Origin of the sequence: Vibrio sp. St2 (assembly GCF_947311885.1) — a bacterium.
GTDB lineage: Bacteria > Pseudomonadota > Gammaproteobacteria > Enterobacterales > Vibrionaceae > Vibrio > Vibrio coralliilyticus.
The window spans coordinates 122,514-147,326 of sequence record NZ_CAMZNA010000002.1; the positions used below are offsets into that span (position 1 = coordinate 122,514).

Consider the following 24,813-nt stretch of genomic DNA (forward strand, 5'->3'; position numbering starts at 1 on the left):
ATTTAGCGAAAATTCAGGCTCGAATTGAATTTAAGCGATTGATTTAATAACTACTGCAGTTCCCATACCGCCACCAACACATAGTGAAGCGACACCATAAGTACCGTTACTTCTGTTAAGTTCGTGAACAAGGGAAACCAAAATACGGTTACCTGATGCACCTAGAGGGTGACCAAGAGCAATCGCACCGCCATTTACATTGGCTTTATCTAAAATCGAAGAAACGGATACATCGTGTTCTTGTGCTAGTTTATGGATGACACCGAGTGCTTGAGCAGCAAACGCTTCATTCAATTCATAAACATTGACGTCGTCTGTTGTGATTTCTGCTTTGCTCAGTGCTTGAGTCACAGCTTCTACCGGACCCAACCCCATGATTTCAGGGTTTAGTCCAGACTGCGCGTAACTTGCAATCTCAGCAATAGGTTGCAATCCATGCTTCTGAACCGCACTTTCACTCGCAACAATAATCGCGCTCGCACCATCGTTAATACCAGACGCATTACCAGCAGTAACAGTGCCTTCTTTTTCGAAAGCAGGACGTAGCTTCTCTAAACCACTCAACGTTGCATTCGCTTTCGGATATTCATCCGTGTCAAAAACAATCGTTTCTTTGCGTTTTTTCACGTCAACAGCAACGATTTCATCAACAAATTTACCTGCCTCAATCGCCGCAACGGCTTTCATTTGGCTTGCAAGTGCGTATTCATCTTGCTGTTCACGGTTGATCCCTACTTCGCGAGCAACGTTTTCAGCTGTTTTGCCCATGTGGTATTGATTAAAAACATCAGTCAATCCATCGTTGATGAGCAGATCCGTTAGATTCATGTTGCCCATCTTGTGGCCGTCGCGGATGTTGCTAGGCACAATGAAAGGAATCTGGGACATCACTTCAACACCTGCCGCAACCACGACAGAAGCATCACCAGATCGAATGTGACTAACCGCATCCATAACCGTTTTCATACCGCTGCCACACACCATATTGAGTGTGTAAGCAGGTACTGATTCTGGAATACCAGCATAGAGAGCAGCCTGGCGGCCAATACCCATACCTTGTCCGGCACCTACGACGTTACCAACGATAACCTCGTCCACTAGCTCAGGGGCAACTTTACCTTGCTCCAAAGCGGCTTTAATCGCAATTGAGCCTAGATTTCCTGCTGAAATGTCTTTTAATGTTCCGCCAAATGAACCAATTGGCGTGCGCTTAGCTGCAACAATATAAACTTTTTCCATCTCACTCACCCTTAATGCATGTATAAGCCGCCATTTACAGACAGTGTCTCGCCTGTAATGTATGCACCCGCATCGCTCACTAAGAAGGAAACTGACTTAGCAATTTCTTCCGGTGTTGCGAGGCGTTTCATTGGGATTTGAGCTTTGATTGATTCAAGTACCTCTGGCTTCATTTGCTCAACCATAGGAGTACCTGTATATCCAGGAGCAACAACATTGACCGTCACACCGCTTCTCGCACCTTCTGCGGCAAGCGCTTTGGAGAACCCGATCATGCCTGCTTTTGCAGCCGAGTAGTTTGTTTGACCAAACTGACCTTTTAGGCCATTCACTGAAGAGATATTGATAACGCGCCCGTTGCCTTTTTCACACATAGCAGCAAACAGTGGCTGCGTAACGTTGAACAAGCTGTTTAGGTTTGTTTCAATGACTTCTTTCCAAGCCGATGCTGTCATCTTTTTAAACACGCCATCACGAGTGATGCCTGCGTTATTTACAACGACATCGATAGTCCCTTCTTCTTCTAACAAAAGAGCTAAGCGTTCAGCACACTGCTCAGTATTGGTAACATCCAATTCGAACAAGCGAACTTGATCTTCATTGAATTCTTTATCGTTAAACCAATCTAAAGCACACTGATAGTTACCAGTAAAATAGGTAGCAATTACACGATAACCATCGTTAACTAGTTGAGAAGAAATTGCAGAACCAATTCCGCCTTTTGATCCCGTGATCAAAGCGACTTTTTTCATTAAGAGACTCCATTCTTAACAGCAATTAAAATAATTTATTCGCCATTAACCGGTGCCAACAATAAGCACCAACCAACGTTATTAGTAATACTTAAATAAGGAACTTTCCGTCCTCGTTCTGTTAATTAAAACTAATGTCTTAATGTTACAGTTCAAATACTTTTTGAGTTTAGTTGCATAATGTTGAACAAGATCTCATAAGGAATGTAATGTTATATAGTTGTTAATCCCATATATCTCATTGTTTTATAAGGACAAAACTTAAACTCCTCTTTTATCAGCAATAGCTAAAACACTGTTTTAACTTCGTTTTTCGTCGTTTACACCTATTTCATCAATCTTTATCACCTTTTAAAACGTATTTATTTTCGTTACAGATAGGTTTACGTTTACATGACAAAAGAATCATTTCGTTATTAGACTTTGGTTTAACTATGCAATCCATTGCAATTTATAATATGGTTAATTAAACCGATAAGTTCATGTTAATTTTAATATATATATCGATTGACGTTATTTATACTAAAGTCTAGCCAAATCGGCGAATGCTGTGCTTATTTTATAAAATAAAGACATAAAAAAAACCCGGTAAAAATTACCGGGTTGGCCAATATCGAATCGAATTTCTATCCGTGAATTTATCCGGCAGTGGATGGTTTGATTCGGTAGAAAATGGCAAACAAAACTGGTACTACGATCAGTGTTAATACCGTAGCAAATCCCAAACCAGCCATTATTGTTATAGCCATCGAGCCAAAGAAAGCATCGAATACAAGTGGAATCATCCCTAATATCGTTGTCAGTGCGGCCATACTTACCGGGCGTACACGAGATATCGCACTATCAAATACAGCTTGGTAAGGGTCCTTACCCGACTCAAGCTCAATATTAATTTGGTCTAGTAGAACAATGCCATTTTTCAGAATCATGCCACTTAAGCTCAGCAAACCAAGGAAAGCAGTAAAGCTAAACGGCATATCTGTCGCCAATAAGCCTATCGAGACACCGATGATTGACAGTGGAACCGTGAACCAAATAACCAGTGGTTTACGCAGTGAGTTAAATAGGAACATGGTGATAATGAACATCAGCATGTAACCCATCGGCAATGAACCAAACAAGGCTTCTTGTGCATCCTTAGATGACTCATATTCCCCGCCCCAGCTAATGCTGTATCCTTCAGGTAAGCTCATTGCCTGTACTTTAGGCTGAATACGAGCAAATAGACTTGCCGCAGTTTCATTACCTAACACATCATGATCAGCCAATACGGTTAAAGTACGTTTACGATCACGACGCTGAATCAGCGGTTCTTGCCATTGAAGGCTTACCCCATCAATCACTTGATCCACTGGGATATATGTCTGGAGTGATGGGCTCCAAATCTTCACATTGGCCAAGGATTCGAAATCAACGCGTTCTTCTTCTGGCAAACGAGCGATAATCGGCAGCATATGCGTTCCATCACGCAACAAGCCAATTGGAGTTCCACCAAATGCCATTTGCAAAGTGTTGGATACATCTTCTTTTGAGATGCCTAAACGACGGGCTTTTGACTCATTAAACTGAGGCACTAGCTCCTTGGTACGTTCACGCCAGTCGTGACGAACATTTCGTGCTCCAGGATCAGCAAGTAAAATGTCTTCAACCTTAGCCGCAATCGAACGTAGAGTCTGAGGGTCTGGACCAGTGATCCGTGCTTCAATCTTGGACGCTGGTGACGGGCCAAACTCCATCAACTTGAACTGGAATGTGGGCTGATTGAACTGAACTGAAAGTTCTCTATCAAGCTCCTCCAGAAGCGAGAACATCACTTCTCGATCTGTCGTTCGCACTTGAAGCTGAGTATACGCTTCGTAACTTTTCTCAGGCTGATAAGTCAGCGCGAATCGCTGCAAGCCTTGACCTGTTGTGGTGGTTACAAATTCAACATTGTCTTTAGCACGAATGTACTGTTCCACCTTATTCGTTTCTTCAACAGTTTTACGAATGTCCGTCCCTTCTGGCATCCACATATCTACGTAAAACATAGGGGTGTTTGAAGGTGGGAAGAATGACTGCTTGACCATGCCAAAACCAATTACAGCAACCACGAGCAGTCCAACCATGCTGGCGACAGTTAACCAACGGAAACGAAGCGCGAACTTTAAGCAAGCACCAAAAACGGTAAACAAGATTCCTTTGTAAGGATCAACATCTTTAGCGTCAGCATTCGTTTCATTTTCCTTGAGCATTAAATCCGCAAGGAAAGGGGTCAGCGTGAGAGCCGTGATCCAGCTTAGGAATAGTGAGAAACATAACACCCAAAACAGAGAGCCCATAAACTCACCAGTCGCATCCTGAGACAGGCCAATTGGAGCAAATGCAGTAATAGCAATAACTGTGGCACCTAGTAGCGGCCACTGAGTCTGTTTGACAATATCAACAGCTGCTTGAAGTTTAGTCTTGCCCTTCTTAAGTCCGACCAATATCCCTTCAACGACAACAATGGCGTTATCCACCAGCATACCCAAGGCGATTATCAGCGCACCTAGGGAAATACGGTGTAATTCCACATCATACTGCTTCATTAAAATGAACGTACCAAATACGGTCAGTAAAAGCACAGCACCAATGATAAGGCCACTACGTAATCCCATGGCGAAAAGCAAAACGATGATAACGATCGCAACGGCCTGCCCTAGGCTGATAATGAAATCATTGACTGAATTATCGACTTCTGCGGACTGATTGTAGAAATAATTGATTTCTACGCCTGCTGGCTTAATGTTTTCCAATTCCGCCAGTTCCGACTGAATCGCGTTCCCTACCTCGACAACATTGACACCAGATCCAAAAGAGATCGCTAGATTGATTGCTGGTTTACCGTTGTATGTCAATACGTTAGAAGGTTTGTCTTGAATTCCTCGTGACACGGTCGCCACGTCTTTCAAACGAATCAGGTTACCCGTATCACGGCCGTGGATAATGAGGTCTTCCAACTCCTGTTCCGAGCTCATAGTTCCGTTTGGTCGAATCGTTAGTGACTGGCCATTCACCATCACATCACCAGCAGACTGTACACTGTTTTGCTGACTCAGCAGGCCTACCACGGTGTTCATATCCAGATTAAGAGCAGCGAGTCTTTCCAGCGAAACTTCGACGAACAATTGTTCCTGCTGATCACCTGAAATAGTTACCTTGCCGACACCATCAACTAATTCCAGCTCACGGCTCAAATAATCAGCATAACGTTTTAGCTCGATATAATCGTAGCCATCTCCAGTTAGCATCAACATGACGCCATATACATCACCAAAGTCGTCAATGATCTGGATAGAATTCACGCCACTAGGCAACGATGGTTGAAGATCATTGATTTTACGACGCATTTCATCCCAGATTTGTGGTAATTCGTCCGGGCCGTATTCCATTTCCATGCTGACCATAATCTGTGACATGCCATTGGAAGACGTGGATGTGATCTTGTCGATATAAGGCAGCTTTCGAATTTCTTTCTCAAGCGGGTATGTTAATTCTTCCTCGACTTCCTGTGAGGTAGCCCCCGGGTATGTCGAGATGATCATCGCATCTTTAATGGTGAATGCTGGGTCTTCCAAGCGACCAAGATCCATAAATGACGTGTAGCCACCCACCGCCAAAATGACCAGAAATAGCCAACTGATGACTTTGTTTTTTATTGAATACTCCGCAATGCTCACTGCTGCGCTCCTTTAATTTCCATGCCTTCACGCAGCTTGCGTAAGTTAGAGTTAATAATGATGTCACCGGTATCTACGCCTCCTGAAATTAACGCACCAGAGCCGTTAATCTGGCTCACCGAAATGGGATAGCGATGTGCAATATTGTCTTCCAACTTCCATGCAAAAAAGTCCTGTGGATTAACGCCTGTATCAACAGCTGTCATTGGAAGTTGATAACCTTGAATTGTGTTGAGACCAGCCTTAAGCAGATCGACTGAGACTTGCACACTCGTACCCGGCAAAATACGTTGCTCAATTTGAGGCATAGACAGCCAGAACTCATACGTTTGGCTATCTGGGTGCAGTTCACTCGTGTGCTCCAGATAAGACACGGTATAAGCCCGATCATGACCAGCAAAAGTTGCTGTTGGCTGATATCTTTCTGAACTCAACTCTGGTTTGAGCATTGCTAGGACGGTATCTGACACGTTGAGTTTGACGTAAACTTTTTCGTCTTGATAGATGGAGACAACCATTTCACCGGGGCTGGTGTTCTCAAACTTTTGCTTGTCTACGCTAGACACCACACCATCAAACGGTGCTTTTAGACGCGTATAAACCACTCTGAGTTTGGCAGTACCTAAATTCGCTTCTGCTAGTTTGAAACTTGCACTTAACTCATCAAGATCAGCACTTGAGATCATTTTGTTGTGTCTTAATTCCTGACCACGCTTAAACTGCTTTAGTGCCAGCTCGTATTTGGCCTGTGCATCGGTAAGATTTTGTTTTGCTTTCGCATCATCAAGAATCGCGACGACTTGCCCTTTTGTGACATTGTCACCTTCCTGAACCAGAATCGAAGATATCTCGCCGTCAAGTCGGAAAGATAAGGGGGTCAGTTCAGCGGGCATCACCTGACCATTGAAGCTTCTATGTTGACTGGTGAGAGGTGAGCCAACTTCAAATGTATCAACTCGTAGTTCATTTTTTTCTCTGTGTTCCACAGATGGTTTACATGCCACAAGACCTAAAACAGAGAGCGCAATGATTGAGGCTTTAAACATTTTCATATCAGATGCCTCCCTCTTTAATCCAAGCTTTAACCTGCTGACCAGAGGCCAATTTGTCTACGCCAGCTTGTACAATCAGGTCGCCTTTCTCCAACCCGGAGATAACGTCACCATGTTCATCTAGCGTTACTTGAATTTGTTGGATGGTCTGATTTTCAGAATTAAATCGATACAAAAGTCCAGTCGTATCGTGCTTTGAAATCCACGCAGAAGGCGCAATTTTTATCGTCGCTTTCTTCTCATCATTAACCAAGCGAACTTGGCCCGTCATTCCAGGTAATAGGTTTAATTCTTGTGGTCGTTGAATCGTGACGCTGGCGCTGTAACTGTTGGTATCAACGTCAGGTTGCGTGGAAATCTCTTTGAACTCAGAAGGAATATCGACATCGCGATGACTGTCCATAGAGACTGTGAGTGTCGAAGCGCTGAACTTGTCTAATCCATATTGCTCGGTGTAAGTCACAGGTACGGTGAAAACAACATCCATGACACTGTTATCGATAAGGTTTAGGATCGGTTGGTTTGCACCAACTACTTGATGTTCTTTGGCAAAGGTAATGGATACAACACCATCAAAAGGAGCAGTAATACGGGTATAGTTTAGATCTGTGACAGCCTGTTCATAGGCAGCTTTGGCCGCTTTGTACTGGGTCTCTGTCTGGTCAAAATCATCCGTACTGATCAGCTTTTTTGAGTACAATTGATCTGCTCGATTAAAGGCTGTCTTAGCTAAACTGTATTCGGCCTGACGAGCATCCAACGCGAGCTGATAATCATTAGGGTCCAAAATAGCAAGCACATCCCCTTTCTCAACCATACTTCCCATCTTTACGTTAAGGCTCTCAATTTCTCCTGCGACTTGAAAAGAGAGTGCAGCTCGGTCAGTGGCATCGATTTTGGCAATGAAGGAATCGACCTGGCTTAGGGTTACATCCGGCACTTCCATCAACTTCACTGGTGTCACAACGGGTGTTGTCACTTCTGATACGGCTTTATTACAGCCAACCAGCGTCAACCCAATCGCACTTGCGATCAAAAGCTTTGCTGATGGCCTCATTCTGAATGCAGATTTGATCATGTGGTGATCTCATTTTAATTTTATTACACAGCTGTGCAGTATATGGATAATATAAGCGAGATCAATGTTTATTTTCCATGTGTGCAGTATAATTTTTTGGTATGCTTGTTTTATAAGTGACGTATGAGATGAAAAGCGATTCGATTTCTGTTAGAAATACCGCGTCGTAAGCAATTGAACGAGAAAATGACTGAAAGAAAGCAAGGCCGCCGAAGCGCCCAAGATGCAGAAAAGACAAAATGTGAAATCATGAAAGTCGCGACAGAGCTCTTTTGTGAGCTAGGCTATGAACGCGTGTCACTTCGTAACATCAGCGAAAAAGCCGGAGTTTCGCATAGCTTGATCAGGCATCATTTTGGTAGCAAAGAGAAAATCTGGTACGCGATTAGCGATAGCTTGCACTGTTATATGGAGACCTATATCCATACTATCGTTGAGAACATGCCAAAAGACATCACCGCCAACGTTAAGCTTTATCTGTTCTCTGTTCGCCTACTCGCGCACCTGTTGACCTTTAAGCAACCCATCCAGTTGATTGCTGATGCCGTCCGTCAAGAAGATACGCTATTCGACTATTTCATCGATAACTCAGGTGAATTGGAAGATATGGTCAACCGCATCGCTGATGACTATAACGAGGCTTTTCCTCAAACTCCGGTTAAAATCTGGGAAATCAAATGGCAGATGATCATGTTTGCCCATGGTGCGGCCAGCCTCGGACCGTTTATGCGCGAAACGTGGAGCGATGAGACCCGGGACTATCAACAATGCTTGCTCAATCATTGGAGTATGTTTAACCAGATGATGGCATGCCGCTTTCAAGTTCCTCAAGCCTATATTCTTTCACCGGGTAAGGTTGAAGATTTGATCTTTGACGTCCCTTGTGAAGCATCTGAAGACTCCTTAACAACTGAATAAACCATTCAACGACTATGGCCAACATTCGAGATGTAGCAAAAGAAGCAAAACTATCTGTTGCTACTGTATCAAGAGTCATTAATAAGCTTCCTCATACTAGCCAAGCAGCGATTGACGCCGTCCATGCAGCGATGGAGAAGCTAAATTATCGCCCCAATGCCAATGCTCGCGCTTTGGTGAGCAAATCCTCGCCATCCATTGGGGTTTTAGTTGCCGATGTATCAAACCCTTTTTATGGTGCGATGGTACAAGCGATTGATGAAGTCGCCCGTGAATACAAGAAGCATATTCTGATCACCCATGGTTATCACAATGAAGCGTATGAGCGGGAAGCGATTGAGCTCCTGATTAACAATCGTTGTGACTCGCTGGTGATTCACAGCAAAGGATTATCCGATCAGGAGCTAATCAAGTTCTCTCAAGAGATCCCCGGCCTGACCATCATTAACCGTTTCATTCCAGAAATGGCAGAACGATGCGTGGCCTTGGACAACGTCAAAGGCAGCAGTTTAGCCCTCAATCACTTGTTACGTGCTGGCCACGAAAAAATTGGTTATCTTGCTTCTTCACACCAGATTGAGGATTCAGCTGATCGCAAACAAGGCTATAGCTTAGAGCTAGAAAAACATGGCCTATCCTATTCGGGTAGCCTGGTTGCTGCGGGCGAACCTGATGAACTAGGTGGTGCAGAGGCGATGAGAAACCTGCTAGCGAAAAACGTCCCGTTTACCGCCGTCGCAACCTACAACGATCTGATGGCGGCCGGCGCGATAAAGGTACTAACGGAAAACAACATACGCGTACCAGAAGATGTTTCTGTCATAGGGTTCGATGATTCGTCTATTGCCAGTTATTTGTCCCCCACACTCACAACGGTCCGCTACCCGATTCAAATCATGGCCAGTCATGCAGCAAGACTTGCTATCCATCTCGCAGAACAAAGCCCTTACGAGCACAATAAGCACCTGTACGTGCCAACGCTTGTTGTTCGTCATTCAGTCAAAAAGCAATCCTCTACATAAAGAAAAGCCCCGCTAAGTTGTCAAAACATAGCGGGGCTTTTGTGTGTCTAACATCAAAAGGTCAGCTACAAATGTGATCGTAGAACGAGCCGGCACTTGGTATTCATCACTTAGCTTCTTTAACTCGTTATTGGTTCATTCTTTTGCTAATGCCAACCTTGATGATGAAAACAGCACCGCTACACATGCTAAAGTGGCTGTGTTGTCCATTTTCATATTGGACCTTTAGTGCTGGATAGAATTAAGTAGAAGCAATTTCTTTAAGAACCATATTTTGGTAGTCACCATTTAAGCGATAACTTCTTTTATAAATATAAGCGCTGAGCAAAACTAATAATGTTGGTATACCAATCATTAGTGCACGTAAACCTAATATTGTTTCGTCACTCTGCTCTACATTCGGCACGTAACCAATTGCTGTCAGGCCAATACCCACGAAGAATCCTGATAATGCACCGGCGAACTTAACCAACATTGTTTGGATGGAGAAGATGATACTTTCGCTACGATGACCAGTTTTGTATTCGCCATAATCCACCACATCCGCCAACATAACCGTCGACAGCCCATTAGACAGACCGCCGCCAAACTTCAGCGCCGCGCCCGCAATTCCTACCAAGATGCCGTTCTCAGGCGCAAATAGTCCAGTCAGCGCAAGAATGAGACTGCATAGTAAAGGGAATGCACAAGCCACCAGCCACATAAATTTACGATTGATGATGTTACATAGTTTAGGGAAGAGGAATACGCCTGCAATTTCCGCCATACCTGAGACCAAAGCGAACATAGGGAACAGATCTTCACGGCCAATCGCGTAGCTAAAGTAGTATATGGCAAAGCCACCAACCAACTGAATCGCAATGTTAAATGCCAGCACTACGCCAATCAGAGACTTCAATTGATCATTCTTGCTGATGATATCTTTAACATCTTTAAACGAGAATTTTTCCGTCGAAACTTTCTTGTTCTTGATGCGCTCTTTCACATTGAAGAAGGTAATCAACGCACTCGCGATAAACGCAACGATGATCGCCATGCTCAAGTACAAAAAGCCCGAACCTTTATCTTCACCACCGAAAAAGCCAACCACGTATAACCCGTACGTCCCCATAAGGGTCCAAGCACAGCTAGCAAACAAGCGTGGCCATACTACTAACTTTTCGCGTTCTACTCGTAGGGAAGACATGGAAGGAATCATAGACCAGTAAGGAATATCCATAATGGTGTAAGTCACGCCCCAAAGGATGTAAGTGACCGTCGCATAGATGTACACCATGTTGCCATCAATATTGTGAGTATTGAATACCATCAATAAGAAGACGGAGTTAACTAAGGTTCCGATAACAATCCAAGGGCGGAATTTGCCAAAACGACTGCGCGTGTTATCGACAATCATGCCCATGATAGGGTCAGTTACCGCATCAACAAATCGCGCAACAAGAAACAGTGTGCCAACAAACGCTGCGGATATACCGACAACGTCTGTGTAATAGAACATTAGAAAAATATAGATAATGGAGCAGGCAAAATCTTTGCCTAACGCCCCTAGCCCATACGAAAACTTGGTTTGAATCGATATACTACCTTCAGACATATAAGGCTCCTTAGCCTTTGCTATTGGTTTGAATTTGGGTCAGAGAATGGCCCACCCCTCATTGGAGGTGGGCTCAGTTGTTATTTCAGAGTGAACTGCCACTGATACTGTGAGCGAGTCAGACGATATTCTGGACGAACGCTTGGGGTCCACGAGTCATCGCCACCCACGCCCATATGGAAACCGTCAAAGTAAACAAACACGCCGGGTTGCTTTACGAGCTCATGGGTATGTTTCGCTTGCGTCAACTGTTGTTGACCAAATTGGCTGACACTGAAATGGAACCTTCCATTGATTTCAATGCCACCAACCAGCAGCCTCTCGGTTTCGCAGCGCAATCCATTGTCTGAAGGGAAGATATATGGGGTATGCATATCGGTGACAGGCAACTCCCATCGCCCGTGATCTGCGCTCAACTTGCGATCAGGGTAATTTTCATGCGGTCCTAAACCTAGCCAAGCGACCTTGTCAGGAGTCTCAGTTAGTTGCAGGCATGCTCCCACACGAGGCAATGGTGGCAGAGAATCATCAACATCAACACGAACGGAAATGTCGACCTCTCCAGCTTGAGCAAAACAGTATGACCAAATTGAAGTAAGCACGAGTTTGTCATCAGCATAGTAAGCGTGTCTAACAATTACTTCGCCCATGACCGCGTTCACCTCGACGCCTTGGCAGCGGTGCTGCAGGTCAAACAACCCCGCGTTTTGCCAGCGAACCATCCACGCGTTAGGGTCTTGCCTGTCTACTTCACTGACGCCAATATCATTGTCTAACGGCGCGCGGAAAAAATTATCTTGCAACGGTGATAGCAGCATTTCACGGTCAGATTTTTTCCAACTTTCAATAACGCCTGTCGTTGAGTCGATAAACCATTCATTCTCCGCAGCGGTTACTAGCAAACCTTGATTGTGCTGTGTGAACGTTGCAGGCGTGAACGGAACATGTGCTATTGATTCAATGTGTAATCGCTTGCCAATAGCCATCTGTTCTTGGGCGACAATATGGCCTGCGTCTGCCCAGGACGTCGCCTGTTTGTGACGAATTGCAACATTTAGGTGGCAATTAGACGTAGGAAGTTGGAAGCTGGAGTCAAGCTCTAGCACACACGTTTCTTTTGCTTCAAGTGAGAGTTCCAGCTCCCCACTGTGAACAGTTTCGCCACAATCGCCAATAACTACCCAGTCCAAACTGCAATTTGAAGTGGCAGCAAACAATAACTCACTTGTTACTTTCACTGCTAATGGGCATGTTGATACTAACTCAAACGTGTAAGGCTGCTGAGCCCGTTTAGCCTCTAATAATGTTGGATGAGGTGTTCTGTCTGGAAAAACAAGGCCGTTGATACAGAACTGACGATCATTGATGGCATCTCCAAAGTCACCACCGTAAGCCCAATAGTGCGTACCATCATCAGAGTACTTGTCGAGTCCTTGGTCTACCCAATCCCAAATAAAACCGCCTTGTAATCTAGGATGCGTCCTAAACGCTTGCCAATATTCAGCGAATCCGCCCAAACTGTTGCCCATCGCGTGCGCGTATTCACACAAAATGATTGGACGATTTTCATCCCCCATACCAAGCCACTTTTTGAGTGCTAACTTGGGCTCGTCTGTGTGCCCTTGTTGCTGATCAGCATCGGTACGAGCATACATTGGACAAACAATATCCGTCGCGGCAGTATTGGAGCCTCCCCCTTCGTACTGGACGACTCGTGATGGATCAACCCTTTTAGTCCACTGATACATAGCATCGTGATTGGAGCCATAACCAGACTCATTGCCCAATGACCAGATGATGATACTCGGATGGTTAAAATCGCGTGCAACCATACGCGTCATACGCTCTAGAAAAGCGCTTGCCCACATTGGGTCGTCTGCAATGCGTCCCATTGGCGTCATTCCGTGTGTTTCAATGTTGGCTTCATCGACGACATAAAGACCAAGACGATCACAGAGCTTGTAGAAACCTGGCTGATTTGGATAGTGTGAGCAACGCACCGCATTGAAGTTATGCTGCTTCATCAACTTCAGGTCTTGTTCGACACGTTCAAGGCTCTCTGAATGGCCTGTCGCTGGATCATGCTCATGTTTGTTAACACCCCGAATCATTAGAGCTTTACCATTTACGCAAAGTTGGCCATCAATTACCTCGATTTTGCGGAAACCGACATCATACGCCTCACTTTCAATGACGTTGTTGTCATGAGTTAGCAAGCTCACGACCAAGCGGTATAAATGAGGCGCTTCCGCACTCCACTTCTTTGGCTGAGGAACGGGAAGCGAAATGTGGCAGCGATCATCATAGCCGCCCTTTTCGTCAATAGGTCTTGTACCAACAGGAGTGACTTGGGCAACCACTTCATTTTGGTCATCGAACAACACCGCCCTGACTTGTAAACCTTGGCCGCGAGTGGTCTGTACTTCGATTTCCAGCTCGCCCTCTTGATAGCTGTGATCAAGATTTGGGGTCACTCTTACATCTTTAATATGCTCTAAGGGCTTGTTCATCAGTCTTACAGAGCGGAAGATGCCGCTCATCCACCACATATCCTGACCTTCCATGTAGCTTCCGTCACACCAGCGCAATACCATAACGGACAAGGTATTGGTGCCTGTTGTCAAATGAGGGGTTAGGTCAAATTCAGCGGCTAGACGACTGTCCTGAGAATACCCTACCCAAACGCCATTACACCAAACGTAAAAAGCGCTGTTTACGCCTTCAAAGACAACCCGAGTAAACGACGCCTGATCCCAGCTTTGTGGAAGTTCAAAGGATGTCTGATAACAGCCGGTAGGGTTATCTTTTGGCACAAATGGAGGATTACATGGGAACGGGTATTTCACATTCGTATAGATAGGATAATCAAACCCTTGAAGTTGCCAGTTACTTGGAACGGTAATCGTCTCTCCATTTAGGTTTCCTTTTGCCCAGTCAGCGGCCACATGCTCAGGTGAAGGATATAAAGCAAACTGCCAATCTCCATCCAAACTCATAATGGATGAGCTCACACGATCATGGCGCGCGTCACACTCATCTCTCCAACTGAACAGCGGAGTATGCGCCTGTAGGCGATTGTATGAAGTAAATTCTGGTGTTTCCCAATTACGAGGGCTCATTGTGTGCATGTTTCTAACCTAAGCGTTTGTTCAACTGCTTATGATCCTAACGACTGAGTCGTTTCAGCACTGTGACAACTCTCACACCAATGTAAACGTTTCCAGAAATGAACAATTGCAGATAATTAGAATGAAATCCATCTATCACTTTGATGGAATTTTTTGAAAATCTTTAGCGAAACCTTACCAATAGTTTATTTTACAAGTACTTAAATAATGCCCAGTTAAAACCACATGCACATTTAAATTTATTACATATCAAAAAAAGATATCATTAGTGAATCAATTACATGTTCCAAACCACCTTGTTACAGATGGTGTTACATATATAACTGGCAAGTTACATTTATACAGAAAATAATCAAATGTCATTTAATTTCAGAGATTTAGAAGGCGGTCACACTAATTAAACGTAAAAAGCCCAAGTACAGCTGTACTTGGGCTTGAATGAAGCGTGCAACTCAAGGTTTATGTATGAACTTATTGGAAGTTGGCGAGAAGGTTTTGGAAATTAGTATCAATGATAAAATACGTTGCAGCGTACATGATGGAAAATACAATGGCTGAAACACCTAAGGTCACTCGTGGTGGAATCACCCGTTTCAAAGGCTGTTTTAGGTATTTCGCTTTGAGATTGACCAAAGACACCTTTTCATTTTCCGCCAATCTTTCATCTTTTATAAGTCGATAAATTGTATTGGCAATATCCGCCAGCTTTTCCTGTCCACGCTCTTCACGACCATATTTACCTTGAAAGCCAAGCTGAATAAGCAGATAAAGCAACTCGATAACATAACGGTAGCGTCGTGGATCTGCCTTCAAGCGCTCTAAGATTGTGAAAAACTTATCACCACCTGATGTTTCATTGTGAAACTCTGCCAGCAAGCTATTTTGGCTCCAATTACTGTTTGCCCCCCACTCCTGGCGGCATACCGCTTCATCAATAGCAGCACATAAGCAATAGCGAATAACCAGAATAGACGCACGGTCAACTTCCATTTCATTCAACTTACGCTCACCTTTGCGGATCTCTCGAGCGATCTGTTCTCTAAATGGCATAGGGTCTTCTAGCCATGGGATAGAAGACATACAAGATAAGCTCGCAATCAACCAAGAAAACTGATCAACCAGAGGGTTAACCCCCATCTTCTCGATGTTTGGATCTTTAACCGCTATGTTTCTTGAAAGATCAGGCGCGGGCATAACCTCCATCGGTTTGCCCGGCTCAGGCTGAAACAGTACTACGGTTACATCATTATCTATGTAACTCATGCTCTAACCGCCCACAGTTGCAACGATAGGTTTGCGAAGTCACCAGAAACATGAACCGCAATCGCAGAAGCGCTCTCCAATGCCGCCCACTCTTCACTCGCTCGGTCGAGTTCAAAGTATGTATAGCCTGCATGATAAGGCAATGCACGTGGCACTACTGGCATTGGCTTGATACCGATACCTGGCAGCTGAAGATTAATCAGATCACGGATATTATCGATAGAACCAATCTTAGTCTGACTAACAAATTGAGTATGCAGAATATCAAGGGTGACATCCGCTTTAACCGCAAGAATAAAGGTCGCGGATTCAACCACTTTCTTATCTGGGATAACCGCAGTACGAATGCCGAAGTTCTGCTCTTGTAATGTCAGTGGTATTGCGCGTTGTTCAGACATAACACTTAACGTGCGCTTAGCATTGTCCAGAGTACGAGACAAACAACTGGTGAGGTCACCATGATTGTACTCGATAAACTCTGGAGGCCTGCGGGATGCTGAGCAAAGTGTCGACAGCTCGCCTTCGGCTTGAAGCAAAGTACGATAAAGCGACTCGGGGTGCACGCCTTCAACACTAGAGAAGTGCCAGAATAAAGGTTCATAACGGTTGAGCGCTTGTAACAGCATAAAATCAGAGACCGTTGATACACCTTGCTGGTCAACGGTACCGAGGCGTTCGACAATCGATTCCGCGCGGTGCTTTAACATCGAAGCGAATTCATTGGTAAACTTGCTAAGGACTTCCGACGCGTTGATGTCAATACAAGTCGGAATGTAGCGATCATCAAGCACGACACTTCCATCAGGTTTTACTTCTGACACTTTGAGTATTGGAATCGCTGTGTAAGCACTACGATCCTCATCTTCGTACATTAATCGGAACTTAAGTTGACCAACTGAAATATTAGCCGTGTCTTCACTTTCGTAAACCGCATCAACGGCATCTTGCTGACGGACAAGGTAACGAGCACCATCTTTGTCAGAGCCGAACAACTCTTCTCTTTCAGAAGGTAATGGGCAACAAAGGTAAATCACTTTGTCTGTAATCGAAGGATCGACTTCCTTTACGTCTGGTACCTCAGCTAAAAGCGGCAAGTCAAAAGGCGTCTTATCTTGAAGAACACCAATTGCTCGAGTGACCGCGATCTTGCCTTGAGTCAGCAGTTCAGTGTTAATCTCAATGCGATTCACACCCCAATGCAGTGGTGTGCTGCTGGCGTACAGCATGGTGCTTAGCTTTGTCTGAGCACGATCAAATTGCTGAAAATGCTGTGGTTTCATGAACATGCCATCTTGCCACACTACAGGATTATATAATGACATTTCGTTGTCCCTTAAAAGTAAGTTTGCTCGATTCCACGCGTAGAGTTAAACGACAGTTCGCTTCCCTCCAGCTTAAGTTTTAAAAAGTACTCAGACTGCTCTTCAATTAATTCAACTTTTCGCCAAGAGGAACCATTGATATCGCGAAACGCCGCAGAAAAACCTAATGCACGAGTTCCAGGGTCAAGAGTCAGCACCTCATGAATTTTCTCACCCGGCTTCAACTGATATTCATAGCGCTTAATGTACTCATCACCAAGCGAAGCTTTGTCATTCTCAAACAAAGCAAAGAAGTCTAAATTTCGAAACAAGACTGGCGAAGTCAATTCATGAATTCTCAATATCACAGGTGACGGCTGTCCGCCCTCCCGCATGTTAAGCAAAGGAGATGCCTCAATGATCAGCTCGATAGAGGAAGTTTCAGGTGTGATACCACTTGATTCCTTGAACTGGTCCCACATAGAACAACCAGTTAAAGACAGGAATAAGAAAAGAGTGATTAGTTTACGCATATTTTTCTTTTAGAAGTCGATTGTAATTTTCCTGAACGAGTTTCTTTGTGCCTACACCGTGTACACCTTTCAAACTCTCCAAATAATGCAGTTTGTAGGTATCCCACAACTTTTGCTTGGCAAGAAAACCCTTATTCTCGCTTTTCTGCTCAAATATAATCGGGTCATACTGACTAATACTTTGCTGTACATAGCTGTTGAGCGCTTGCTCATACAGTGACTTATGCTCGCTTATCTCATCCAACATTTGTTCAACCAGCTCATTTGGTGAAAGCATACTTTGCTTATTCAAATCAAGCATTAAACTGATCAAATCTGTATCTGCAGCCGTTGGGGACTGCTTCAGTTCCTCAATCTCAACAAGTTCATGCTGCAACTTTGTCATACATAAGCGCAAACACATTCCCATCTGTTCAAACAGTTGTGGATCGCTTTCTAGCAACTCATCATCCGTAACCCCTAATCCCTTTTTAAACGAAGTTAATAAGTCACTGTGGGAAGAGCTGGTGTTAATCTGACTAAATTGAGGCTCTGATGAAGTTTGATGTTCGGCCTTAGGAGCAACCTCTTCCCATTGCGCGCTTGGCGCCTTAATTTCACTCGGTACAGGCGCAACTGTTTGTTTAGGAGAGCCCATGGTAGGCTCCTCCTTCACTGATGCCTGCTGACGTTGTGGAGCAGGTTTAGGCTTTTCAATTTTAGGAGTCGAGCTTTCCTCACCTCCCATCCAGTCTTCAGGGATGAGGCTTGGTGCATCAAATTCGGAATACACGCTCAGACTGTCATCCGCAATCTGGCGAGTTGACTCGTTCGTCACAACAAACTGATCTAACTCTTCATTTTCGGTTCGGATTAGATGATCGTCACTGCTATCCATTGAAAAATCGAGGTGAGTCATTGGATCAGAGGCATCAGACTCTTCAGGCTTTGTCTCTAGAAAAATTTCTTCTAACGGCCTCTGCTGTTCTTGCTCGACATACGCCTCTCCAAGATTGACGAGAGGGTCTGTCGTGTCACGGTCAGGGGTGATATCAAACGCGATGTCCGTCGTATTGGTCGTACGCTCGACACTGACTGACAACTCGTACTGACCTAAAACAATCGTATCCCCTTCGTGAATAGGAATAGGCTGATTCTTCAACAACTTATTCCCATTGACGATGAGCCCATTGGTACTCACATCGCTAATGTAATAAGCATCACCATAAATACTCACCAGACAGTGAGTACTTGATATGTAACGATTGTGGTCGACCAAAGGAACCGAACAACCCGGGTTGCGACCAATAGAGCCACCACTTTCTGGTAGCTCTACAAATTTTGCTCCCGTGTATTCTTCAGGATGCTTTGATATGACTATAACCAAGCGCTCTAACAAAGCTCTAATCCCCTAAAATAGAAGTGACACTGTAAGCTCAACACCGCCAAGGCCATCGTTGTATACAGGCAAAATGTAAGAAGCCTGAGGGATGATCTGTAGGTGCGCATCAGGATTACTGCCAAGCTTGATGACTGTACCAATGGTGGCGACAGCACCTGCTTCAAACTGATCAATATCTTCTAACTGAGAGCCGTATTTAAAGCCATCACTATCAACTACCCAACGGTTTGAATACTGGCTGTAACCTGCAGATAGACCAGCGCCAATGTAAGGGGTGAAAATAGACCAGCTTCCTAGAGCGTATTGCGGAACAATACGAAACTCGTAGTTGGTTACTTCCTGATAGATACCGTTAGCAGGCGCATCGATAGATTCGTTGACGTAATTGAATCCTAACCACCATCTCCAGCGGTTATTATCCTCATCGATTGGTCGGGTATGCACAAAGCCATATCGCATTGTGTCAGCTGTACCGCTCGACCCTTCCTTGTATTCAATGCTGTCTATACTCAGCATACTAATGGAGCCACCATAGCGCTCCCCTTTCGCGTTAGCCGCCGCTGACACAGTACATGCCAATGCTAATAAGCCCAATCGACTTAACTTGCTCATCCTTTTATCCTCAAAAGGTCTAAAGTCAAAAGATAAATTAAAGATTCAGCAAAATAGCAGGCTAACTAACAAATTCAATAGCGAAAAAAATTCTCCGCGTAATTATGTTCTTTCTCCTATTGTTAACTTCCTTTCTCCTACGAAAATGGACATTTCAACTATCGAGCCAAAATTGCGCAGGCGCACACGATAATCCGTGAAAAAACTGATTATCATGTAACGATTAAATAACAATCACACAACTTTATAATATGATGTACATGTAGCCATACTGTAAATATTACACTTTCCACTATTTACTCTTTTCTCAATTAAACTTTAGTAGTAAACGATAGCGGTCACATTTAATAAACTTTAATTAGTTTTAAGTAATATCTTATCTACAAATTACTTTTCTCCTACGTAAAATCCACCACGAGATAATTAAGCATTATTAAATAAGAAACGAATAGAAGTGCGATTACATTTTTATAATTAACGTCATTTGGGTAGGATTTAATGTACTTTTCAGACTTTGCTCGGCGGCCAGTGGACGAGCATACTCCTTGTGGAGTTAACCCAAACAATCTCGAAGAGTTTGAGGAAATAAAACGGCAGATCAATAATATCAATAAGGTTACTGGGCGCGTATCGTGGAAAAAAGTACAGCAGTTATCTAAAGATATTCTTAAGCATAAAAGTAAAGATTTACGTTGCGGGTGCTATTATGCCGTAGCTTCTGCACACAATGACGGCCTAAGCGGATTTGTTGATGGGCTAAACTCTATACTCGATTTATGCGTAGTGTATTGGTCGTCTTCATATCCTGAAGTTTCGAAAGCAAGCGCGCGAATGGGTGCTTTTGAATGGCTGGTCGAACATGCCGAAAGACGTGCAAAGCAATTCAATGTCACTGTTGAAGATAGAGCAATGCTTGAGGCTGGGCACAGAGTATGTCTTCGTATTGAAGAAGAATTACGACTTCACTATGGTCATAAAGCACCTTCTCTAGGCACTATCAGACGATTGTTTAGTCAGTATATCGACGAAATCAAAGAGCTCGAAGATAAGCAAGAAGCTGCTCAGAAAAAAGCCAAAGAGCAGAAAGAATCCCAACAAAAAATGCCTAGCCCTTCCGTACCGGGTGGTATCACAGTTAATGTAAAACCACCTGTAGCAGGGAAACCTTCTCCTGTTGAAACGGAAGCCGAAAAAAGCCGCTCGACAATTTGGACCGTTGCCGCTGTTGTTGGTTTATTTTTGTTCGCGTTGAGTGCCTACTATATCCACAATGATAAGGTTTTAAATAGCTACCAGCAGAAAATTGCATCGAACAATATTCCTGCACTTCTTGAGGTTACAGAAGACTTAAAGCGTGAAAACAAAGACACACTTAATAAGCTTAAAGAACCATTAATTAGAACGGTAGATTCTATTGTTTACGACCTAGATAAGTCCCCAGAAAAAATAGGTCAAATATCAGCCTTGGTTAGCATTACAGATAATTTATCTGAGCTTTATTCAGACTCCTCCTCTGTTAAAGTACTATCCACTGAACTCCAACGAGTCAAGTTACAGCTAGAAAAAGACTTTGACGATATAACTTCACGTTTTTCACGCGCCCGAACAGCAATTGCTAATCTAAATCGTGATTCTAAAGATGTGAATACGAAACTCGCTTATCAGTATAGCAACTCATTATTCCCACTACTTGGACGAATAGAGTACGCAGAAAAAACAAACAGCGCTGAAGAACTCGATCGCTCTCTAATTTTAATCAACGTTTACTTGCATAAAATCGCACAACTTAAGGCGACGCAAGAGAATAAATCATTAAACCAAGTCGTGGCTGAATAACTATGCTAAAAAATATTATACGTCATCCGATATTCATCTCCACTTTGCTTGCGTTAGTTCTCATTGGTGGTTTAACGGCTGCACATTTCTTATACCCAGAAACCGTTTCAACAAACATTTTGTATATTGGAATTGCGGCCATCGCATTAGTGCTTTGTGCTTATCAACTAGTTCTTTTCTTTAAGAAGAGAAAACAAAATCGTGACCAGCAGCTAGAAACAGAAGAAGAGGCCTTGAGCTTAGTTCTTAGACCTCTACTCGTAGGTTCAAAGAAAAAACCAATCTACTTAATGATTGGTAATAAAGCTGCCGGTAAAAAGCAGTTTCTTACTAGTTCCAATGCTATCAAATCAATTGATACATCACGTACCAAGAAAAATGACTTTTTCGAATGGTATGAGTCTGACGAAGCGGTTTACCTAAAACCCGATCAAAGATTGGTGTTCCAAGAAGTTTCCGCGGCTGACTCGCTACTGTGGGATACTATGGTCGCGGAAGTGATTCGCAGCCGTCCACGTAAACCATTTGCAGGTTGTTTATTCTTTACTGACTTAGAATTCTTAATCATCTCTGAAGAAGAGCAGATCGATTATGCTCTGACGGCACTGATTGACAGAATTACGTCCATTTGCGATCAAACAAATACCGCACTTCCAGTCTATATGGTCGTCTCTAAGTTAGATAAGCTTCAGGGCTTCAAAGAATATGTCCAATTGAGCCCTCTTAAGCACAACGTAGAATATTTATCCATCGCACTTAAGGACGCTAAAGGTGTTTTGGTCGACTACTATCGCGATAGTTTCAACAACTTGGTAAAAGTAATTGAAAAAAATGCGTTGGATTCAACATCACAGTCAAATGACACCAAAGAAAAACAAGCGATACTATCTTTCCCGAAACAATTAGAAATTTGTCAGAAGGAAGTTGAGTACGTTGTTCAGCGCCTAAGTGAAGTTAACCGCGGAGCGTACTTCATTGACCTTAGAGAACTGTTTTTCTCATCATGTCTCCAGGGTGGCAGGAAGTACAACCTGTTGGCAAAAAGCTGCAGCACATACTTTAACTTACCGATTATCGCTTCAGAGCACACTCAGCTATCTGAAACGCCTTATTTCACTCGCTTCCTTGTGGAATCTCAGATTCTTCCAGAAGCCGATTTTGCAGGTGAAAACAAAACCTATCTAAAACGAATATTGCGTCAGAGCCGCTTAGCGATGATTGCCTCTATCGTTTTCCTTGCTGGCGGCGCTTATTTGTTGGGTACAACACTCGATAGCAACCTTCGCGTGATCTATCAGCTGCTAAACATTGAAACAGGAGATCAAGCATCAGGCCAAGTACGTTTGCTGGATGACAAGCTAGCACAAGCAATCACACAGATCGAACCTGTCTACGATGCTTGGGTTGAAGGCAGCGAAGCATTAGACGAAGAGATCGTGTCTCTGAATGTGAGCCGCCTTGAGCCTGCGACAAAAATGGCGTATCAAACGCTCCTTCAATCGATTCAGAAGGAACTGATCCCTGTTATTGAGCAAACTTACCGTGTTCAACTAACCAAGTATCAGGATAAGCCAATTCAAGCCTTACCAGTGCTAAAAGGCTACTTGATGCTGAAAGAGCCAAGTAAACGCGATCTGCCGTTTATGACAGCTCAAACGCAATCGACTCTCTCAAAAGTCATTGGTGATTCTGAACAAGTAGCCTCTGCGATGAAGTATCTTAATGCATACTTCAGAACAGACTTCGCGCCTGTGAACATTAACATGGACATCGTGCGTGCTACACGCAGAAACTTGCTTGCACAATCTAATGTCGACCTTGTTTATGCTCAATTGATCAACCAAGCGAACTCTATTGACCTTGGTACTTTAAACATTGAACGCGCGGTTGGTTTTGACTTTAACAATGTATTTAACGACCAAATTGACCAAGAATTGCTAGATATTAGCAAGGTCTACACAGCCACCGGATTTAGTACCTTCTATCGTCCACGCGTCGATTTGATGTCAAAAGACGTGATTACAAACAACTGGGTTCTGGGGCTATCTAAGAATGTCACACCTTCAAAAGAAGAGCATGAAGCGTTCAAAGACCAGATTCGTAAGAAGTATACCGATGACTATATCAGCTACTGGCGTAACGCACTCAGTGAGCTAAAAGTTAAAAAGTACAATTCAATTGGCGAACTGACTAACGCTATCGACCTTGTTTCTGGCCCTTCTTCACCTCTAACGACGGTACTTAAGCAGGTGTATTCCAATACGCACTTCTCTCCAACAGGAGAAAAGGAGCTACTAGCGAATAAACTGCCTACAGCAGCAACCGAAGCGATAGATAAACTAGCAGATTCAGCAGAGGAATTTGTTCAACCAGATTACTTGCTGATGCAACGCGTCGAACAGGCTTTCTTCCAGCTTAACCGCCTGCAAATTAACGAGACACCTAACTCCCCTACTCCATGGGATGAGATTGTGACTGCGTTGAGCCGCCTACGTACCTACATGAAGGACATCGCCGACTCACCAGATCCACAAATGGCCTCGCTACTGGCTGCGCGTTCACGCATGCAAAGTTCAGAAGCAGACCCGATTATCCGACTCAAGCAGATTGCTCAAAAGTCCCCAGAGCCGGTACGCAGTTGGCTGCTTGGTATGGTTCAGCAAAGTTGGTCTGTCATGATCGCAGAGTCAGCAAAAGGCGTTCAAACTCAATGGTATAGTGAGGTTTACACTAAGTATCGTGATTTAGCATTAAACAAGTATCCATTTGATTTAAATGCAGAAGAAGAAATTGCACTAGAAGACTTCGAGCTTCTTTTCTCTACCGGCGGCATCATCGACACCTTCGTTCAAAAGAACTTGGCGTCCTTCTATGACACTAACCTTTGGACACCGAAGCGTGTTGATGGCGAGACAATGCCTTTGACGCCTGAGCTTCTGGTCCAATTGAAAAACTACAATGTGATTCGTGACACGTTGATTAACAAGAGTACCAACCGTGTTTCAATCCCATTTACTACTAAGATTCTCGACCTAGACTCCAGCGCGATTCGTGCAACAGTCAAAGTTGCAGATTCGCAAATGAGCTACTACCACGGTCCAAGTCGCATTAGGGAACTGGAATGGCCACCTAAGAGCGGTGACTTTAACGTGAGTATTACTATCCAAGACGTAACTGATGAGGGCAAACAATACGTACTAAGCGAAAATGGCCAGTGGGCGATCTACAGGCTGTTGGGCCAATCCACACTAACAAATCAACATGATGGAAGTTTTGTTAGTGACATTACCGTTTCAGGTCGTGATCTGAAACTACGAGTGAAGCCACTCTCGCAGAGGAACCCATTTACCCTTGCGGAGCTGTATAACTTCTCTCTACCCGAAACCATCGACCTATAAAAAAG

General features: G+C 43.9%; 16 protein-coding genes. 4 read left to right on the forward strand and 12 right to left on the reverse strand.

The window, feature by feature from the left end:
- Positions 1 to 30 precede the first annotated feature (30 nt).
- The 5 genes from QMA41_RS07165 to QMA41_RS07185 all read right to left on the reverse strand — a co-directional run bounded on the left by QMA41_RS07165 (position 31) and on the right by QMA41_RS07185 (position 7,822).
- Positions 31 to 1,239 (reverse strand): acetyl-CoA C-acetyltransferase, encoded by a 1,209-nt coding sequence (locus QMA41_RS07165; RefSeq protein ID WP_045985178.1) that lies wholly within the window; start codon positions 1,237 to 1,239, stop codon positions 31 to 33.
- An 11-nt stretch (positions 1,240 to 1,250) separates the two neighbouring features.
- Positions 1,251 to 1,991, reverse strand: coding sequence for an SDR family oxidoreductase (locus tag QMA41_RS07170; protein WP_006961113.1), 741 nt, complete (start codon positions 1,989 to 1,991; stop codon positions 1,251 to 1,253).
- Positions 1,992 to 2,629: 638 nt separating this feature from the next.
- Entirely contained in the window at positions 2,630 to 5,692 is a 3,063-nt protein-coding gene (locus QMA41_RS07175) for an efflux RND transporter permease subunit (RefSeq protein WP_281629244.1), read from the reverse strand.
- Positions 5,689 to 6,744 (reverse strand): efflux RND transporter periplasmic adaptor subunit, encoded by a 1,056-nt coding sequence (locus QMA41_RS07180; RefSeq protein WP_165579911.1) that lies wholly within the window; start codon positions 6,742 to 6,744, stop codon positions 5,689 to 5,691. The genes QMA41_RS07175 and QMA41_RS07180 overlap by 4 nt, the downstream gene beginning before the upstream one ends.
- 1 nt (position 6,745) lies before the next feature.
- Positions 6,746 to 7,822, reverse strand: coding sequence for an efflux RND transporter periplasmic adaptor subunit (locus QMA41_RS07185; RefSeq protein ID WP_281629245.1), 1,077 nt, complete (start codon positions 7,820 to 7,822; stop codon positions 6,746 to 6,748).
- 186 nt (positions 7,823 to 8,008) lie between these two features.
- Between QMA41_RS07185 and QMA41_RS07190 the strand changes: the two genes are divergently transcribed.
- Together QMA41_RS07190 and QMA41_RS07195 are read left to right on the forward strand one after the other, a co-directional pair.
- Entirely contained in the window at positions 8,009 to 8,740 is a 732-nt protein-coding gene (locus QMA41_RS07190; protein ID WP_021457355.1) for a TetR/AcrR family transcriptional regulator, read from the forward strand.
- 14 nt (positions 8,741 to 8,754) lie between these two features.
- Positions 8,755 to 9,762 (forward strand): substrate-binding domain-containing protein, encoded by a 1,008-nt coding sequence (locus QMA41_RS07195; protein WP_281629246.1) that lies wholly within the window; start codon positions 8,755 to 8,757, stop codon positions 9,760 to 9,762.
- Positions 9,763 to 10,003: 241 nt separating this feature from the next.
- Here the strand turns inward: QMA41_RS07195 and melB are convergent, their stop codons facing one another.
- The 7 genes from melB to QMA41_RS07230 all read right to left on the reverse strand — a co-directional run bounded on the left by melB (position 10,004) and on the right by QMA41_RS07230 (position 19,574).
- The gene (melB, locus tag QMA41_RS07200) at positions 10,004 to 11,356 is read right to left on the reverse strand and encodes a melibiose:sodium transporter MelB (protein ID WP_172849609.1); all 1,353 of its coding nucleotides are present in this window, start codon (positions 11,354 to 11,356) and stop codon (positions 10,004 to 10,006) included.
- An 80-nt stretch (positions 11,357 to 11,436) separates the two neighbouring features.
- Positions 11,437 to 14,484: a beta-galactosidase gene (locus tag QMA41_RS07205; RefSeq protein ID WP_281629247.1), complete on the reverse strand. Its 3,048-nt coding sequence runs from the start codon at positions 14,482 to 14,484 to the stop codon at positions 11,437 to 11,439.
- A gap of 471 nt (positions 14,485 to 14,955) precedes the next feature.
- A complete protein-coding gene (gene icmH / locus QMA41_RS07210) occupies positions 14,956 to 15,747 on the reverse strand; it encodes a type IVB secretion system protein IcmH/DotU (protein WP_006961128.1) in 792 nt (263 codons plus the stop codon).
- Positions 15,744 to 17,069: a type VI secretion system baseplate subunit TssK gene (gene tssK, locus QMA41_RS07215; protein WP_039952110.1), complete on the reverse strand. Its 1,326-nt coding sequence runs from the start codon at positions 17,067 to 17,069 to the stop codon at positions 15,744 to 15,746. The genes icmH and tssK overlap by 4 nt, the downstream gene beginning before the upstream one ends.
- An 11-nt stretch (positions 17,070 to 17,080) precedes the next feature.
- Positions 17,081 to 17,581, reverse strand: coding sequence for a type VI secretion system lipoprotein TssJ (gene tssJ, locus QMA41_RS07220; RefSeq protein WP_019277701.1), 501 nt, complete (start codon positions 17,579 to 17,581; stop codon positions 17,081 to 17,083).
- On the reverse strand, positions 17,574 to 18,959 hold the full coding sequence (tagH, locus tag QMA41_RS07225) for a type VI secretion system-associated FHA domain protein TagH (protein WP_281629248.1): 1,386 nt from the start codon (positions 18,957 to 18,959) through the stop codon (positions 17,574 to 17,576). The genes tssJ and tagH overlap by 8 nt, the downstream gene beginning before the upstream one ends.
- A 12-nt stretch (positions 18,960 to 18,971) precedes the next feature.
- A complete protein-coding gene (locus tag QMA41_RS07230; protein WP_038161519.1) occupies positions 18,972 to 19,574 on the reverse strand; it encodes a hypothetical protein in 603 nt (200 codons plus the stop codon).
- Positions 19,575 to 20,102: 528 nt separating this feature from the next.
- Here QMA41_RS07230 and QMA41_RS07235 point away from each other — a divergent pair.
- Both QMA41_RS07235 and tssM read left to right on the forward strand, forming a co-directional pair.
- Positions 20,103 to 21,410 (forward strand): type VI secretion system ImpA family N-terminal domain-containing protein, encoded by a 1,308-nt coding sequence (locus QMA41_RS07235; protein WP_171375629.1) that lies wholly within the window; start codon positions 20,103 to 20,105, stop codon positions 21,408 to 21,410.
- A gap of 2 nt (positions 21,411 to 21,412) precedes the next feature.
- Positions 21,413 to 24,808: a type VI secretion system membrane subunit TssM gene (gene tssM, locus QMA41_RS07240; RefSeq protein WP_019277703.1), complete on the forward strand. Its 3,396-nt coding sequence runs from the start codon at positions 21,413 to 21,415 to the stop codon at positions 24,806 to 24,808.
- Positions 24,809 to 24,813: the final 5 nt, after the last annotated feature.